Annotated in this window: 17 protein-coding genes; all 17 read right to left on the bottom strand. The window is 38.0% G+C overall.

All coding sequences use genetic code 11. The features are described from left to right. Window positions 1-88: 88 nt before the first annotated feature. Entirely contained in the window at window positions 89-610 is a 522-nt protein-coding gene (locus JP39_RS04735) for a hypothetical protein (RefSeq protein WP_041499456.1), read from the bottom strand. 118 nt (window positions 611-728) lie between these two features. Next, a complete protein-coding gene (recD2, locus tag JP39_RS04730; protein ID WP_041499457.1) occupies window positions 729-3,134 on the bottom strand; it encodes an SF1B family DNA helicase RecD2 in 2,406 nt (801 codons plus the stop codon). Further along, complete coding sequence (locus tag JP39_RS04725; protein ID WP_041499458.1) at window positions 3,121-3,786, bottom strand: tetratricopeptide repeat protein; 666 nt, start codon at window positions 3,784-3,786, stop codon at window positions 3,121-3,123. Before JP39_RS04725 ends, recD2 begins: the two co-directional genes overlap by 14 nt. Window positions 3,787-3,793: 7 nt before the next feature. Beyond that, entirely contained in the window at window positions 3,794-4,444 is a 651-nt protein-coding gene (locus JP39_RS04720; RefSeq protein WP_041499459.1) for a histidine phosphatase family protein, read from the bottom strand. A 504-nt stretch (window positions 4,445-4,948) separates the two neighbouring features. Beyond that, window positions 4,949-6,067 (bottom strand): tRNA 2-thiouridine(34) synthase MnmA, encoded by a 1,119-nt coding sequence (gene mnmA, locus JP39_RS04715; protein WP_041499460.1) that lies wholly within the window; start codon window positions 6,065-6,067, stop codon window positions 4,949-4,951. 13 nt (window positions 6,068-6,080) lie between these two features. After that, entirely contained in the window at window positions 6,081-6,416 is a 336-nt protein-coding gene (locus tag JP39_RS04710; RefSeq protein ID WP_041499461.1) for a hypothetical protein, read from the bottom strand. 53 nt (window positions 6,417-6,469) lie between these two features. Further along, window positions 6,470-7,618, bottom strand: a complete 1,149-nt coding sequence (locus JP39_RS04705) for a cysteine desulfurase family protein (protein ID WP_041499462.1) — start codon at window positions 7,616-7,618, stop codon at window positions 6,470-6,472. 12 nt (window positions 7,619-7,630) lie between these two features. Continuing rightward, the gene (locus JP39_RS04700; RefSeq protein ID WP_041499463.1) at window positions 7,631-8,320 is read right to left on the bottom strand and encodes a 5'-methylthioadenosine/adenosylhomocysteine nucleosidase; all 690 of its coding nucleotides are present in this window, start codon (window positions 8,318-8,320) and stop codon (window positions 7,631-7,633) included. A gap of 10 nt (window positions 8,321-8,330) precedes the next feature. Next, window positions 8,331-8,627 carry a hypothetical protein gene (locus tag JP39_RS04695; RefSeq protein WP_041499464.1) on the bottom strand — a complete coding sequence of 99 codons (297 nt, stop codon included), beginning with the start codon at window positions 8,625-8,627 and terminating at the stop codon, window positions 8,331-8,333. After that, a complete protein-coding gene (locus JP39_RS04690; RefSeq protein ID WP_041499465.1) occupies window positions 8,628-9,197 on the bottom strand; it encodes an NUDIX hydrolase in 570 nt (189 codons plus the stop codon). Between the two features lie 680 nt (window positions 9,198-9,877). Next, window positions 9,878-10,096, bottom strand: a complete 219-nt coding sequence (locus tag JP39_RS04685; RefSeq protein WP_041499466.1) for a cold-shock protein — start codon at window positions 10,094-10,096, stop codon at window positions 9,878-9,880. A gap of 13 nt (window positions 10,097-10,109) precedes the next feature. Further along, window positions 10,110-12,887, bottom strand: a complete 2,778-nt coding sequence (gene ileS / locus JP39_RS04680) for an isoleucine--tRNA ligase (protein WP_041499467.1) — start codon at window positions 12,885-12,887, stop codon at window positions 10,110-10,112. 181 nt (window positions 12,888-13,068) lie between these two features. After that, window positions 13,069-13,818: a DivIVA domain-containing protein gene (locus JP39_RS04675; RefSeq protein ID WP_041499468.1), complete on the bottom strand. Its 750-nt coding sequence runs from the start codon at window positions 13,816-13,818 to the stop codon at window positions 13,069-13,071. Between the two features lie 12 nt (window positions 13,819-13,830). Then, window positions 13,831-14,625: a YlmH family RNA-binding protein gene (locus tag JP39_RS04670; protein ID WP_048698675.1), complete on the bottom strand. Its 795-nt coding sequence runs from the start codon at window positions 14,623-14,625 to the stop codon at window positions 13,831-13,833. Between the two features lie 5 nt (window positions 14,626-14,630). Further along, complete coding sequence (locus tag JP39_RS04665) at window positions 14,631-14,858, bottom strand: YggT family protein (protein WP_245626363.1); 228 nt, start codon at window positions 14,856-14,858, stop codon at window positions 14,631-14,633. 53 nt (window positions 14,859-14,911) lie between these two features. After that, complete coding sequence (locus tag JP39_RS04660) at window positions 14,912-15,328, bottom strand: cell division protein SepF (RefSeq protein WP_041499470.1); 417 nt, start codon at window positions 15,326-15,328, stop codon at window positions 14,912-14,914. A gap of 14 nt (window positions 15,329-15,342) precedes the next feature. Beyond that, window positions 15,343-16,599, bottom strand: coding sequence for a cell division protein FtsZ (ftsZ, locus tag JP39_RS04655; protein ID WP_041499471.1), 1,257 nt, complete (start codon window positions 16,597-16,599; stop codon window positions 15,343-15,345). Window positions 16,600-16,623 lie beyond the last annotated feature (24 nt).

The raw sequence follows: 16,623 nt of genomic DNA, 5'->3' as shown, positions 1-16,623 counted from the left end.
AAATGATCATTTTTCAAAAAAAGAAGTACTTGCAAGAAGCCAGAAAATATTTTTCTCGGTTTCTCACAAATACTCTTCAATTTTATTATTAATGACGTCTATTATGTCTACTTCTATTCTTTTGTTGTGCAGCTACATTAGCTGATATTTCTTGGGGAAATTTAGATGAGGCTCGATACCAAACCATTCCCCGCTGTATTAACAAAGTTACCCCTAAATACAATAATAACGTCACTGAACTTCCAGTCCATATTCGATCAACCGCTACGTGTATTCCGATACCGATGATCCACCAGATAATCGTTAACCAATTTCCTTCTCGCATGACTAATTTATCATCATCAAGCCAGAACTTATACGATAGGGCTCGCAATGCCGCAAAAACAGCTGCACTGATCAAACTAAGTATTCCAAAAATAATAATTTTATTCTGGGCAAGATTAAGATGTTGTTTGTTCACAGCATCCCCAATTGAAGAAATTCCCAATAAAATAACCACAATGAAAAACTCTGGTTTAAACTTAACGATTCTCGGTTCCAACTGACGCTTAATTACCACATACAAGATTAGTAATGCTAAAACAATATTCGTATAACTAAGATTTTGCATAATTAATTTTCCTTATAATTTTTGGTAGCAATAAAATAATACTCTAAAAATTATCTTTGGCAACAAAAAAAGAAGCACATCACGAGAATATGCTTCTTTGTGGACACATAATTTTCTTTTAAACTGCCTTATCTTCCTTCATAAAGTCACTAGGTATAACGCCATCCATCCCAATCATCGGATTAATCGCATTATTCATAACCATATCAAGTGTTAAGCGATAATCCTTTGGTTCAGTCTCTTCTGGTTCAACTTCTTCATCAGGAGATTCAGTCTCTGTTTCCGGCTGCTTAATCTTAAAACTAGTAAAGATTCGTTCCTTCAAAGTCGTCTGACGTTCACTCGACTGATCTCTAATTGAACGCTCAAACGCACTACGGTCACCAACCATAATCAACAGACGCTTAGCACGTGTAACAGCTGTATACAACAAATTACGACGTAACATCCGTGATTCTTCATTCACTAGTGGCAAAATAACCATTTCGAACTCAGAACCTTGTGATTTATGAATTGAAGTACAGTAAGCCAAGGTGATATTGAGCCAATCCTTACGGTCCAAAGTCACTTCATTGCCATCAAAATCGATAACTAATTTATCAACTTTGTCAGTATTTTCTTTTGCCAAAATAATTCCGACAATCTGACCAATTTCACCATTGAAAACATTATCCTCAGGCGTATTAACTAAATAAACGACCTTATCTTTGATTCGATACTTGATGTTACCCATCGAAACCTCTTTACGCTTAGGTGTCATTGGGTTAACAACGTTTTGAATCACATAATTCAAATTGTCGATTCCAGCGGTACCACGATACATTGGCGCCAACACTTGGACATCCGCAATATCGAAGCCACGTTCACCGGACTTGCTGATAATCTGTGACAAAACATGTGGTACATCACGACTATTACAGTTGATAAAACTTCTATCAGCTCGATTTTCAAAGATGCCATCAACGATAACACCTTCATTAATATCATGAGCCAACTGAATAATCGTTGAATCCTCATCCTGACGGTGAATATTTTTCAAAATCATAGTTGGGAAAACTTCACTGTTGATCAAATCAGCAAAGACTTGACCGGGTCCAACTGATGGCAACTGATCACGGTCACCTACTAGGACGATTTGTGTCCCTGGTTGAACGGCGGAAATTAAAACTTTAAATAATTTCGTATCGACCATCGACATTTCATCAATAATCAACAATTTACAATCTAAACTTGGTTCCGCAAATTCATCGTCCTCGGTACCAGTTAATCCTAACAAACGATGAATCGTCATCGCTGGCAAACCAGTTGATTCGCCCATATGTTTAGCTGCACGTCCTGTAGGAGCCGCTAGAGCAATTGCATACTCTTTGGACTCTGGTTCAAGTGGCATGTCATTTAACTTGGCATAGGCTGCGACAATGGCATTAATGATGGTTGTTTTACCAGTTCCGGGACCACCTGTGAGTAGAAATATCGGAGCTGTCAAAGACTGTTCAATCGCTTTTTCTTGCGACTCATCATATTTAACGTTGAAATCCGATTCAATCTGATGCAATTCCTTCTTCATGGCCTTTTTCTTCCAAGCCACGCCTTTGAAACTGTCAGTAATCATCTTCAAAGATTGGGCAATAGACCATTCGCTATCAGCCAAATCTTTTTCATAGACGTTGCCATTTTCAACTACCAGTACGCCGTCTTTAACTAAATTACGTAAACCATCAAGTAATTTTTGTTGTAAATCATCAGTTGAATTAGCACGCAAAATACTGCCAACACGATGGATTAAATCCTGACCGTCGACATACGTGTCACCTGTTTCATTGACAATTAAGGTCACCATTTGAATCAAGGCACCCTTGATACGTCTGGGGTCATCGCCCGTAATACCTAAGCGTTTTGCCAATTCATCAGCACGTTTAAATCCAACACCTTTGACATCAATGACCAACTGATACGGATCCTCAGTCAATTTATCGAGTGTTTGCGCACCATACTTTTGAAAAATACGAGCACTCAACGTTGGACCAAAGCCGTAATTATTCAATTGATATAAAACTTGTTCTGTTTGATGATTGCTGGAAATTTGTTCCACAATATTTTGAGTTTTCTCTTCACCAAGTTTTAGAAAATCCAAGGCATGCGGATCCTGTAAGATCTTGTCGATGGCATCTTCACCCAATGTATCAACAATTTTCTCCGCCTTTTTCTTCCCAATACCAGGGAACTCTTCACTCGAAAAGAAAGCTATTAATTGCTTACGACCATTGGGACGACTACGTTTGTACGTTGTAGCTTTAAATTGTTGACCATATTTAGGATGATCAACGATTTCGCCTTCAAAACGATATTCTTCTTCTTCAACAATTTCGCCAAAACTACCAGTAACAACGATATCGCCACCGTCCCAGCCAGTATTGGTTTTCTTAACTTTAATCGTAAAGATCTTATAGAGATTTTCGGGATTTTCAAAAAAGATGGCTTTGACAGTACCCAAGAAATATGGTTTCTCGTCACTTTCTGTCATCGCTATCTCCTTGTTTGATAAATTCTTGTAATTCAGCTAGTTTCTTTTCATTCTTCAAATAATACTTTTCATCGAGTTTTTTCGACTGATCCAAGTAGTTTTGGTAATCTTGGTGCAAGTTCATCGCACACAATGCCATATTAAAGTAATACTTGGCCTGTGGCTTGATTTCATTGGCAGTCTTGTAAAATCCTAAGGACTCTTGGAAATTGCCGTTAGCAAGCAATAAATCGGCTAATAGCTCATTTGCTTGTAAATCCTTGGGCGACTTTTCAGCAGCGGTCAAAGCATACATAATAGCCAATTGACGTTTGCCCTGTTGGTCCAAAGTTTTAGCCAACATAAAATAAGCTTCAAATGCATAATCATCGTTGACCAAATTTTGAAAAATGTCATTGGCCTTGTCAAATTTATCAGCCAGATAATACACATTTCCAAGATTATAAAGTAAATCCTGATTATCCTTGTACATTTCCAAAGAACGAGCCAACAACTCTTCAGCTTGTTCCAAATCGCCAGCCTGAACTAAATAAGTCGATAATTGTAAAATTTCGGGCAATTGCTTCGGGTTCTTATTCAAGTCAGCCACAATCAACTTGATAGCAGCTTCCTTGTCACCCTGGTTAAATAATTTTTCTGCTTGCTTGTTCATAAATACCTCAAATGGTATCTGAACTTTCCAACTTCTTGTCCAGATAACCTGTTTCATTCCATTTAATTAATCTAAATTCGCCATTTTCAAAACGAAGGTGAGTCAAACTAGTATTTGAGAGTCCCCCATTTTTGCGAATATCAGCGACTTTAGTACCCAACAACGATTGAATCATTGTAACTAAAGCAGCTCCGTGACTGACAATGACAACATTACTTTTTGCTTCATTTTCAGCCACAATTTTTTTCACAGCCTTAGTTGTGCGTTCAGCGACTTTTTCAAATGATTCGCCCCTGATCAAATCATAATCATAGTCGGATGGTTGATGTCTAAAGGCATAAATAACTTCAGGCATTTCATTTTCCAATTCTGAAAACTTACGGCCTTCCATAATGCCCAAATCAAATTCGCGTAGGTCGCGAACAACTGACAAAGGAATTTCTCGTTTCAAATCCTTAATCAATGTTTCTGCAGTGGTCTTAGCACGTGGTAATGGACTTGAATACATGTGGTCAATCTTTGTATCCTCAAGTCTTTTTGCCAACAGACTGATATCATGCAAACTTTCTGGCAACAATGGTGAATCACCATGTCCACCTTGATACTTTCCCTCTAAGTTCCATTCGGTCTTACCATGTCTGACAAAATATAATTCCATTTTTTCTCACCTTACCAAGTTAGTTAAGTACAATTATGGATTTTTTAAGAGATTTTTTCAAGGTCGGGGTGGTTAAATATGCCGTCTACAGAGCTGGGAAATATTCACTAGCTGTGCGGAACGGTCCGAGCCAAAGAACGGTCTCGAACCACGGCACACAAATATTTCCCAGCTCTTCCGACTAGTTTATTTTTTTAATATAAATTATTTTGTAAATGTTTAGTTATACAAATATATTGAAATACATCCGCATAGTTCTTTTTATTATAACAAAAAGACTAACTTCAATTGAGGTTAGTCTTCTTTGATTTTATATTTTGATTTATTGATTGAAAGTATTTTAAAACCCTTGTCTATATAGGCGGTGGCTCTAAAACGAGCTACGACTGGGCAACTCCTTCCGCTTTTTATAACTTGATAAATCGCCCGCAAAGTACCGCGTGCAATTCATCAAGTTACAAAAATGCTCGGGAGCTAACCGCCCAGTCTTCGCTCTCTTACTCTCTAGATATACTGCAACTTCTTCTCTGCCATATAAGCAGCATCAATTGTAGCTCCACCTAGACACTCCTCACCATCATAAAAGACAACTTCTTGTCCTGGTGTGATAGCACGTACTGGGTTATCAAACTCAACGTTAACCTTGCCGTCGCCTAATACATGTACTGTAACGCCTGTATCTTGTTGACGATATCTGAACTTAGCTGTGGCATGGAATGTCTCGCCATAGTCTAAACCTGTGATAAATGATAAGTCTGATGCATCCAAATGATCAGCATACAATGCTGGATTGTCATATCCTTGGTCTACGTAAAGAATGTTCTTTGACATATCCTTACCTACTACGAACCAAGGCTCGTTTGACTTACCATTTCCACCAATTCCAAGTCCTTGTCTTTGGCCGATTGTGTAGTACATCAAACCAGCATGCTTACCCTTAACTTCACCATCAGGTGTCATCATAGTACCAGCTTGTGCAGGTAAGAACTCGCTAAGGAACTTACGGAAGTTTCTCTCACCGATGAAACATACACCTGTTGAGTCCTTCTTCTTAGCAGTTGCAAGGCCAGCCTCTTCAGCAATACGACGAACCTCTGACTTTTGCATACCACCGATTGGGAACAATGCCTTTTGTAACTGATCTTGTTGAACAGTACTTAGGAAGTATGTCTGATCCTTGTTAGCATCGCCACCACGTAATAAGTGAACAACACCGTTATCATCGCGGAAACTTTGAGCATAGTGACCCATTGCGATGTAATCAGCGTTTAACTTGTTAGCATAGTCAAGGAATGCCTTGAACTTAACTTCTTTGTTACACATAACATCAGGGTTTGGAGTTCTACCCTTACGATACTCATCCAAGAAATATTCGAACACGCGGTCCCAATACTCCTTCTCAAAGTTAACTGAGTAGTAAGGAATACCAATCTTGTTGGCAACCTTTGCAACATCCTCATAATCCTCTGTCGAAGTACATACACCGGAATCATCTGTATCATCCCAGTTCTTCATAAATACTCCGATAACCTCATAGCCTTGTTGTTTCAAAAGAAGTGCACTAACTGACGAATCAACGCCACCACTCATACCTACTACAACACGCTTCTTCTTATTATCCATTTCAAAACCTCATTTATTTAACTAATACGTTTTTTTCTTTCAAAAAGTTCATTAAGTATCGGTAGTCACTTACTTCTTCTTCAGTGTCCTTGATCTTAAACATATTGATATTGTGCAATCCTGACTTATCAGTAATTGCTAATTTTAAACCATCCAAACTCTTGTCAACAGTGGCACGCAAATAATATCTAGCTTCATATGGAGAAGATCCATTGATAGGATGTACCAATTTGAAACTACCTTTATTTGATTCCATGAAACCTGCATCTAAAAGTGAATATTTTTTTACTTCGGGGCTTAGTTCGTAAACTTCTTGATCCCCTTGTACTTGAGCTTGTCGTTTATCCATTTTATCCATCCCCATAAAAATTTTATCTTAATTATAAGTTTGAATAAAATTCACTAATTAGTCAAGTCTGAAACTATCTCAATCAATTTATTTGTAAATTTAACGACTTCTTCTTCAGTATTATCTTTCCCAAAACTGATTCTAACTGAATCCTGAATTCTCGGACTGTCTTCACCAAACATGGCAATCAAGACATGTGAAGGTTCCAAACTACCTGCGGTACATGCGGAACCACCGGAGATAGCAAAGCCTTCCAAGTCTAATCTGGTTAACAATACGCCACGTTCAATACCCGGCAAATACAAATTCATCACATGATTTAACGCATGAATATCAGTTGGTCCATTGATAGCGAATTTAATATTATTTTTATTTAAAATTTCTTGAATTGTCTGTTTAAAACCAAAATAACGTTCTTGTCTAGCTTGTTTTTCTTCCGGAGTAATCAGTTCAACGGCTTTAGCAAACCCAGCGATGGCAGGAACATTCTCAGTCCCAGCACGTCGTTTGGTTTCTTGGTCGCCTCCTTTAATGAATGATGGAATATAAATATCATCATTAATATAAAGAAAACCGATAAATTTAGGCCCATTAATTTTATGAGCTGATGTTGATAACATATCGATGTGTTCTTTTTTAACATCAATATCTTCCATTCCGTATGCTTGAACAGCATCAGTGTGGAAGAAAGCTTGATGGTCTTTTAGAACTTCACCAATCTCTTTTATGGGATTCATGGAACCGACTTCGTTATTACCATACATGATCGACACTAAAATAGTATCATCTCTGAGGGCATTTTTAACTTGTTCGGCAGTCACTTCTCCACGTTCATTAGGTTTCAAATAAGTTACTTCAAATCCTAACGTTTCGAGATATGCTAAAGGTTTGAGGATAGCCTCATGTTCAATAGCAGTTGTAATGATATGTTTACCTAATTTTTGTCTAGATAATGCCGTTTCAATTATCGCTGTATTATCGCTTTCAGTACCGCCACTAGTAAAGACAATTTCTGAGTCTTTAGCGTTGATACTTTGAGCAATCGTATGGCGACTTTCGTCCAAAACCTTGCGAGCTTGGCGTCCAAAATAATTGGTAGCAGAAGCATTACCAAAATTGTTTGCCATCTGGTCATGGATCACATCGACTACAGGTGTAGCCATCGGTGTGGTGGCAGCATTATCTAAATAAATAAATGCCACAATAAATCCCCTCTATTCTTGGTCTAAAAAGTTCAGCAACATAGTTACTGATTTGCGTCCGGCTTGTAAAACAAATTCGTCAAAATTGACACTAGCATCTTCGTCCCCAACATCACTCATTGAACGAATGACAACGAATGGCGTGTGGAATTGGTTGCAGACTTGAGCCACAGCTGCACCCTCCATCTCAGCTGCTAAAGCATCTGGGAACGACTTTTTAATTGTAGCAATTTTTTCTTTAGAGTCAACGAATTGGTCTCCGGTAACAATTAAACCTACTCGAGAAGTCAAACCAGTTCTTTCTGCAGCGGCAACAATTTCCTTCACATAGTTAGGATCGGCTTGGAAATAAAGTTCTTTTTGTGGAAGTTGACCAACTTTGTAACCAAAGCCTGTAGCGTCCACATCGTGATAAGCCATCTTATCAGAAATAACAACATCTCCGATATGTAGGCCTGAACCGATTCCACCAGCTGAACCAGTATTAACGACAAAATCTGGTTGGTAACGATCATTGATAAGTGTAGCAGTGATACCTGCTTGAACTTTACCAATTCCACTTTGTGCTAAGTAAACATCATGATTCTTATACTTACCAATAGTGATATCGACACCAGCAACTGATTCATTCTTAACATCAGTTAGTGATTCTCTCATTAATTTAATTTCTTCTTCCATAGGAACGATTACGCCAATTTTCATACTTTACCCCTTAAATAAAAAATAATATTAAAAATACCAGAACAATTAAGCCGAATACTGTAATGATGGCAATATTTAACTTTTTTTTCAATTTATTTGTCTTATCTTCAAAAGATGATAAATTTTCTTGAATTATTTGCTCTGGATGTTGCTGTTTATACTCTTCTTCCGCTCGACGACGTTCTTGCTCACGAATTTTTTGTTGCTGTGCTTCGACTTGATCAGCACGAACGACCGTCTGCGGTTGCTCTTCTTTATGAGACGATTTAACTTTTGAATTGTAAAAGTTCTTTACTTTATCGAACATTTATTTTTCCTTTGCTTGTAGCAATTCCCAATAAGTGATGGCATAAATACTCTTTGAATCGCAAATTACGCCAGCTTCAACTTGAGCTTTTGCTTCATCCAATGTCAATTTTTCAACATTTAAGAATTCATCCGGATCAAGTGGACGTTTGAATTCAACTTCTTTCAAATCAGTTGCCTTAAAGACAGTCAATTTCTCATTGGAATAACCGGGACTAGCGAAGAATGCTGTAACCTTTTCCAACTTGTCAGTTGTCATGCCAAGTTCTTCATCCATTTCACGCAAGGCAACTTCTTTCAAATCGCTACCTTCGTCAGAATCAATTTTACCGGCAGGAATTTCCAAAGTTTCTTGTTCAAGCGGAGTCCGCCATTGTCTAACAAAAATCATTTTACCGTCATCAGTAAAAGGAATAATGGCAACAGCACCGTGATGTTTAACAACTTCACGAATGTCAGGGATTCCGTTTGGCAAAACCACTTGTTCGACATCAACGTCAATAATTTTGCCACCAAACATTCTCTTTTGGGCAACAATTTCTTCGTAGTATCTTGAATCTTCTTTTTCCATTATTTGACCTTCTTATTTGAGATTATCAAAATTGAACCAATGCAAATATTTTACCAGATATTGAGTTAACTACAAGGTTTTGCCGCCTCCGGTTGGCAGAGAAATTTCGCCTGCTGTGAGGAACGATTCGAGCCAAAGTACGGTCTCGAATCTCGCTTTGAAGCCTTGCCACAGTTCGGCAAGGCTCCAAAGTCGTCCTGTATAGCAAGGGCTAGCGCCCTTGCTATACCTCCACTGCACGTGAATTTCTCTGCCAACCTCCGGCTAGGGATTGGTTTATTGATATACACTCGTTGAATATTTAGTTATTCTTCAATGTTTAAATAAATTACGCAATTATACAGTAAATATTAAATACGAGTATAACTTATACTTGGTTTTTCAAGCTCTGAAAGTAGAAATACCATCCCAAACGAGCAATAACCATCATCCACCCCTACCAAAAATGTCTTTTAAACCCAAGAGCCACCGGGCGTGAGGGATGGAGTCCGCAGTGGTAGTGGTGTTAGGCTGGCGGTTTTCCAGTCTTACAGCACAGGACGTTTTTGAGACGTGGTTTTCGGCTCAAAATCGAGGTGAGAGACCTTGGCTCGAACCGGTCCACACAGCAGACTGCCATTCCTCACGCCCGGTGGCGGCATCCTTCAATACACCAATAATAACAAAAGAAAAAGAAAGCACTATTCAGCGCTTTCTTCCTCGTCTTTAATACTAATATTTACAGCCTGTGGTCCTTTATAACCAGGTGCAACTTCATAACTGACTGTTAATCCGTTTTTGATATAGTAATCATCACGGTTAAGAACTGAGTCAGCAAAGAAGAAAATATCTTCACCATCGTTATTGATAAAACCAAAGCCACGATCATTATTAAATCTTATAATTTTTCCGGTAAACATTTAGTCACCTATCCTATTCATCAAAGCCATCCGTCATTGTTTCGGGATATTCCTTAGCAACAATTTTAGCACATCTAGCACAGAATGTTGGATAATTTTCATCACTGCCAACATCTGTCTTGATCATACGACATCTTTGACATACGTCGCCTGCTGCTTTTTCAACTAGAACATCAGCTAATTCGTACTTGTCAGCATCAGCAACATCTGAATCTGTCAATTCAAATTGTGAAACGATCAATAATTGACCGAAGTTACTGTCGATTTTATTAAGAACAGCTTTTAATTCAGCACTTGGCTTAACAGTAACTTTAGCTTCAAGTGACTTACCAATTAACTTATTTGTACGAGCAACTTCGAGTGACTTCAAGACGTTATCTCTAAAGTCCATGAAGACAGCCCAGTCTTTTTCGATTTCTGCTTGATCAGGGATTTCTTCAACCTTAGGCATTTCTGTCAATTGAACGAAATCTTCTGGTTCTTTAAGGTATTCCCAAACTTGTTCCATTGTGTGAGGCAAGATTGGTGTCAACAACTTAGCTAACTTAACAACAACGTTGTAGATAACTGTTTGCATTGAACGACGAGCATGTGAATCTTCGGCATCGATGTAAACAACATCTTTAGCAAAGTCTAAGTAGAATGTTGACATTTCATTAACGATAAAGCTGACAACAGATTTAGCAACATCAGCAAAGTCATACTTGTCATAGTTAGCGAGTACGTCTTTAACCATATCATTCAACTTAACTGTGATGTACTTGTCTTCTGGACGAAGATCATTGTAAGCAACGGCGTTAGTCTTAGGATCAAAGTCAGTTGTATTAGCTAACATAAATCTAATCGTATTTCTAATCTTACGGTATGTTTCAGAAACTTGCTTGAATGAGTCAACTGAAACGGAAACATCAGAACTTGCGTCAACTGAAGCAACCCAAAGACGGATGATTTCAGCACCGAATTGTCTTTCGATATCACTAGGAGCAATAACATTACCAAGTGACTTACTCATCTTAACGCCCTTTTTATCAAGAGTGAATCCTTGTGAAAGGATAGCCTTGTAAGGAGCAACGCCATATGCAGCAACAGAAGTTACTAGCATTGAGTTGAACCAACCACGATATTGGTCAGAACCTTCAAGAATCAAGTCAGCTGGGAATACTAAGTTATCACGAGTTCTAGCAACACCTGAGTGAGCTGTCCCGGAGTCAAACCAAACATCCAAGATATCTGTTTCCTTAGTAAACTTGCCGTTAGGGCTACCAGGGTATGTAAAGCCATCTGGTAGAAGATCTTTAGCATCACGTTCAGCCCAAACGTTTGAACCATATTTACCAAACAAGTCAGCAACGTGGTCAATTGTTTCTTTAGTCATGATTGGGTCGCCATTTTCAGCGTAGAAAATTGGTAGTGGAACACCCCAAGCACGTTGTCTTGAGATTACCCAGTCGCCACGGTCACGAATCATGTTGTAAAGACGAGTTTTACCCCAGTCAGGCATAAAGTCGATTTTTTCGATTTCATCAAGGATTTGTTGTCTGAACTTATCGATTGATGCAAACCATTGTGGTGTAGCACGGAAGATAACTGGTTTCTTAGTACGCCAATCATGTGGATAACTGTGAGTGAAGAAACTTAATTTCAATAATGAACCATTTTCTTTCATTCTGTCAGCAATCAACTTGTTAGCATCGTCATAGAAGACACCTTCGTATTCAGGTACTTCATCAGTAAATCTACCTTGAGCATCGATTGGTGAGAAGACTGGCAACTTGTATTTCATACCGACAACAAAGTCATCAGCACCAAATCCAGGAGCTGTATGAACTAAACCAGTACCATCATCAAGTGTAACGTGGTTACCAAGAATCAATGGTGACTCTTGATCATAGAATGGGTGTGTTGCTGTAAGTCCTTCAAGTTCTTTTCCTTGGAATGTCTTGAGAACTTCAACATCCTTCCAACCTAGTTGTTCTTGAACATATTGAAGTCTTTCTTGAGCAACAACATATTTCTTGCCGTCAGCGCTAACTTCAGCGTAGATGAACTTAGGGTTCACACAGATAGCCTTGTTTGAAGGCATTGTCCATGGAGTAGTTGTCCAAATAATAAATGATGCGTCTTGATCAACAAGACCTTTACCATCACGTACTTTGAAAGCAACGAAAATTGAAGGTGACTTAACATCTTTATATTCAACTTCAGCTTCAGCTAATGTTGATTCTGAAGATGGTGACCAGTAAACTGGCTTCTTACCACGGTAAATGTAACCTTTGTCAACCATTTCACCAAAGACTTCAACTTCAGCCTTTTCGAATTCTGGTTGATAAGTAATGTATGGGTGATCCCAGTCAGCGGAAATACCGAGACGTTTGAAACCAGCCATTTGCTTCTTGATTTCGCCTTGGGCAAAGTCAAAACACATTTTACGGTAGTCAGAAAGACTCATTTCCTTACGCTTAACACCTTTTTTAGCAAGTTGTTGTTCGATTGGAAGACCATGAGTATCCCAGCCTGGTACGTATGGTGCACGGTAGCCATCCATTGACTTGTAACGGACAATAATATCCTTTGAAATCTTGTTTAAAGCGTGTCCCATGTGGATGTCACCATTAGCAAATGGAGGGCCATCTAATAGTTCAAAAGTTGGTTTACCTTCATTTAATTTTTGACGACGTTCATAAAGTTTGTTTTCTTCCCAAGCCTTTTGCCATTCTGCTTCTTTGGTTGGCAAACTGCCTCGCATTGGAAATTTAGTTTTACCTAAATTTAAAGTATCTTTTACTCGCATTCTTTCACCCCTTCTGAAAATAAAAAGAACCCATCCAATTTCTAGGACGAGTTCTCGCTATACCACCTATTGGTAAATTACATAAATTGTTTAAGAGCCGATATACCAAAAATAATTTTTACTAGTCTCACACCAACACTAGCTCGCTGAAAAAATTTTCTTCATGGCACTAAATCTCTTATTACTTCTTAGGATCATCGTCGGCGTCATCTTTAAAATTGAACGTTGGTTCATTTTGTTGATGATTAATCGTATACGATTCGTCCGGCTGATTTTCCTGAATATTGTCATTATAATTCATTTGCTCGGAATTGAAAACCGAATTTTGGTCATTTTCATAATTCTGTTGATTATTTGACTGATCAGCTTGATAATTTTGGCTTGAATCTGGTCGTTGTTGGTCGCCCACTTCTTGTTTGAGTTTGTCAGTAGATGTACTGTCATTAAGCTTAGACCATTCTGGATTGTCCACCATATCCAACTGCTGTTTCAGCATACCTTGTAAGCCTTGTCTGAAGGTGTTGACGCTGCGTTTGAGATTATCAGTTTCAATCGTAACTTGGCGTGCACGTTCAGATGCATCTTGCAAAATTTGATTCGACTTTTCAGTGGATTGATTCAATAAATCACGAGCTTTTTTCTGTGATTCCTCGACGATTATTTGAGCTTCTTGTTCAGACTCATTCTTAACCTTTTCAGCTGCTTCTTGGGCAACCAAAATCGATTGATTCAAAGCATCCTTCATATCAGTGAAATACTTCAATTGTTCAGAAGTTTCTTTCAGTTCTTTTTCTAACTGCGCATTTTTTTGCAAAGCTAAATTATAGTCTTGAGCTGCTTGTTTCAAAAAGCTTTCAACTTGGTCGCGGTCATAGCCTCGAAATTTACTATCAAATTCTTTATCATGTATTTCTACTGGTGATAATACCATAACTTCACGCCCCTATTTCTTAATGATGTTAACCGAAAGAAGATATTTATTATTCCTCGATCTGCCCATAATATCATTAACTCTTATTCGGCCAAAGCCTCTGACACTAAGTGTATCAGTAATCGTGACAAATGAGCTAGCATTTTTATTCACAACCCAGTTAATTTGAACTTTACCGTGGTCGACTAAGGATTTAGCATTCTGTCGTGACAGATCATAAACGTCAGCAATAATCGTATCCAAGCGTAATGATTGGATAGTAATTGTCTCATCAGTTGATTCATCCTTTGGCAAAAGCAATTCACTGAAATTCTTCGCAATTAGATGAATCTTGTATGGTCCGATTTTTTTAACTTGATCTTCAATATAATCACTCATCGAATTAAATACAAAAAATTGCCAATTTTCGCCATCGGTAATAATGTCTCCAAAACGATCACGCTCAACGCCTGACCCAGTTAAGGAACCCAATATTTGACCGTGATGCAAATTAGCAAACTTTTCTGGATAACGAATTTCGTACATTGCAATCTCATAGTCAGATTCTTTAGGTACAAAATAGTCAGGAGCAATTATTCCCCTGACCCGTTCTGCATTCTCATAACCGCCAAAGTAATGCACATATAAACCATCATATTTATTAATCAGGTTATTTAAAATCGTCTGTTCACGTAAATTCAAAAAATCAGTGAGCTGTGGAGTGTACATTGTTTGAGCTTTTAATAATATATCGCTTATTTTATCAATGAACGTTTTCTCTTCTGGACGGAAAAAGCCTCCACCAATGATTGTTTTTTTATCATCCATATTTTTTAGATTATTAAGAATATCGCTTTCTGCAATAATTGAATTAGTATAAGTGCAATTATTGGAGAAAAATCAAGAAAGCCAATACTTGTAGGTATGACTTTTTTTATTAAATTTAAGAATGGATTCACCATCGCTACGATGAATCTTCCAAATGCAGAATTGTACACTGCAGGCACAAAAGAGAGCAAGCAGTACACAAAAATTATGAATTCATACAATTGAAAAGCCATACTAATCACAAATGGCAATCCACTTAAAATTTGATTCATATCTTTCCTCGACTTTATTCGTTTATATCAGTTAAGCTTCCATCGATTTCAAACTTAGGTGGTGTACAAAGAAAGATTTTTTCTCCAACACGTTTAATTTCACCGTTTAAGGCAAAGATAGTACCTGTTAAAAAGTCCACGATTCTCTTTGATTGTTCATCATTGACATTATTAAAATTAACAATTACAGCTTTGTTATTCAAAAGTTGTTTGGCAATAACTTTTGCATCTGAGTAAACTCTTGGTTGATAAATTGCAATTTTACTATTACCTTTAGCTCTTGCTTCGCTGGCTGTACTCATTGATACTACCTTTTCATTTTTTGAATAATTTGTTTTAGGTTGTTCAACATTTTGACTGTTAGCTGGTTTTTCATCAAAATCATCTTCATCATTAATGCCGAAAAAGCTACCTAATTTTGCAAATGCCATAAGAAAATCTCCTTTTATTTATTGTTACGACGCTTAAAAATTGGAGGAGTTGAATCATCGTCATCGTCGCTCAAATCAATTGTTTCAGGTTTTTGGAAGATTTCGAAGTCGCCCTTTTCACCAGAAACGTTGTTTTGCTTTGCAGCATCACGATTGATGTCCCAAGCTGCCAATGGATCATTAGATGGTTGTTGTGGTTGTGAAACGGACTTTGGTTGACCATTGTTATCATTGTCAGCCTTGTTCTTATTATTATCTAATGTTGCACGGGGATTGTTTAGAGGACGTCTTGATGGTTCTCTCTTCTTGCTTTCTTCGGTTTCAACGCCAGTTGCAATAACAGTAACCTTAACTTGGTCACCTAATGTGTCATCGATTGAAGTACCGAAGATAATATTAACATCAGATGTAGCTTGTTCGGAAACAATTTGCGCTGCATCTTGTGCTTCAAATAGTGATAAGTCTGGGCCACCAGTAATATTAAGCAATACTTGTTTAGCACCATCGATTGAAACTTCAAGTAATGGTGATGAGATAGCTTTCTTAGTAGCTTCAGTAATTCTGTTTTCGCCGTTAGCTTGACCAATACCCATTAGAGCTGAGCCTTGATCTGACATAACAGTCTTAACATCAGCAAAGTCCAAGTTAACGAAACCAGGTGATGTGATCAAATCAGAAATACTTTGAACACCTTGACGTAAAACATCATCAGCAATACTGAATGCTTCACTCATAGGTGTCTTCTTATCAACGATTTCTAGCAATTTGCTGTTAGAAATCAAAACTAGTGTATCAACATCTTTTTTAAGTTCAGTAATACCATCAGCGGCAAAACGTGAACGTTTTGAACCTTCAAAGGCGAAAGGACGTGTCACAACACCAACTGTTAGGGCACCACTTTCTTTAGCAATATTAGCAACGATAGGAGCAGCGCCTGTACCAGTACCACCACCCATTCCGGCAGTTACGAAGATCATATCAGCGCCTTCAAGGGCTTCTTTAATGGCTTCTTCACTTTCTTGAGCAGCTTTTTGTCCAACCTCAGGATTTGAACCAGCACCTAATCCACGTGTCAATTTAGGTCCTAACTGAATTTTTGTTTCAGCATTTGAGTTTTCTAGAGCTTGAACATCAGTATTTGCAGCAATAAACTGTACACCTTTGATTCCTGCTTCTACCATTCGATTGACAGCGTTACCACCGGCACCACCGACACCGATAACTTTGATTACCGCTCCCTTATTTTGGGTAGAGTCTAAAGTATATTCCATTAAGGAGTTCCTCCTATTTAAATC

Source organism: Companilactobacillus heilongjiangensis (assembly GCF_000831645.3).
Lineage (GTDB): Bacteria > Bacillota > Bacilli > Lactobacillales > Lactobacillaceae > Companilactobacillus > Companilactobacillus heilongjiangensis.
This window is presented reverse-complemented; position numbering and strand designations above follow the sequence as displayed.

Coding starts and splice junctions, on each gene's coding strand:
- JP39_RS04735 (WP_041499456.1), bottom strand. CDS start 610: ATGCAAAATCTTAGTTATACGAATATTGTTTTAGCATTACTAATCTTG.
- recD2 (WP_041499457.1), bottom strand. CDS start 3,134: ATGACAGAAAGTGACGAGAAACCATATTTCTTGGGTACTGTCAAAGCC.
- JP39_RS04725 (WP_041499458.1), bottom strand. CDS start 3,786: ATGAACAAGCAAGCAGAAAAATTATTTAACCAGGGTGACAAGGAAGCT.
- JP39_RS04720 (WP_041499459.1), bottom strand. CDS start 4,444: ATGGAATTATATTTTGTCAGACATGGTAAGACCGAATGGAACTTAGAG.
- mnmA (WP_041499460.1), bottom strand. CDS start 6,067: ATGGATAATAAGAAGAAGCGTGTTGTAGTAGGTATGAGTGGTGGCGTT.
- JP39_RS04710 (WP_041499461.1), bottom strand. CDS start 6,416: ATGGATAAACGACAAGCTCAAGTACAAGGGGATCAAGAAGTTTACGAA.
- JP39_RS04700 (WP_041499463.1), bottom strand. CDS start 8,320: ATGAAAATTGGCGTAATCGTTCCTATGGAAGAAGAAATTAAATTAATG.
- JP39_RS04695 (WP_041499464.1), bottom strand. CDS start 8,627: ATGTTCGATAAAGTAAAGAACTTTTACAATTCAAAAGTTAAATCGTCT.
- JP39_RS04690 (WP_041499465.1), bottom strand. CDS start 9,197: ATGGAAAAAGAAGATTCAAGATACTACGAAGAAATTGTTGCCCAAAAG.
- JP39_RS04685 (WP_041499466.1), bottom strand. CDS start 10,096: ATGTTTACCGGAAAAATTATAAGATTTAATAATGATCGTGGCTTTGGT.
- ileS (WP_041499467.1), bottom strand. CDS start 12,887: ATGCGAGTAAAAGATACTTTAAATTTAGGTAAAACTAAATTTCCAATG.
- JP39_RS04675 (WP_041499468.1), bottom strand. CDS start 13,818: ATGGTATTATCACCAGTAGAAATACATGATAAAGAATTTGATAGTAAA.
- JP39_RS04670 (WP_048698675.1), bottom strand. CDS start 14,625: ATGGATGATAAAAAAACAATCATTGGTGGAGGCTTTTTCCGTCCAGAA.
- JP39_RS04665 (WP_245626363.1), bottom strand. CDS start 14,858: ATGGCTTTTCAATTGTATGAATTCATAATTTTTGTGTACTGCTTGCTC.
- JP39_RS04660 (WP_041499470.1), bottom strand. CDS start 15,328: ATGGCATTTGCAAAATTAGGTAGCTTTTTCGGCATTAATGATGAAGAT.
- ftsZ (WP_041499471.1), bottom strand. CDS start 16,599: ATGGAATATACTTTAGACTCTACCCAAAATAAGGGAGCGGTAATCAAA.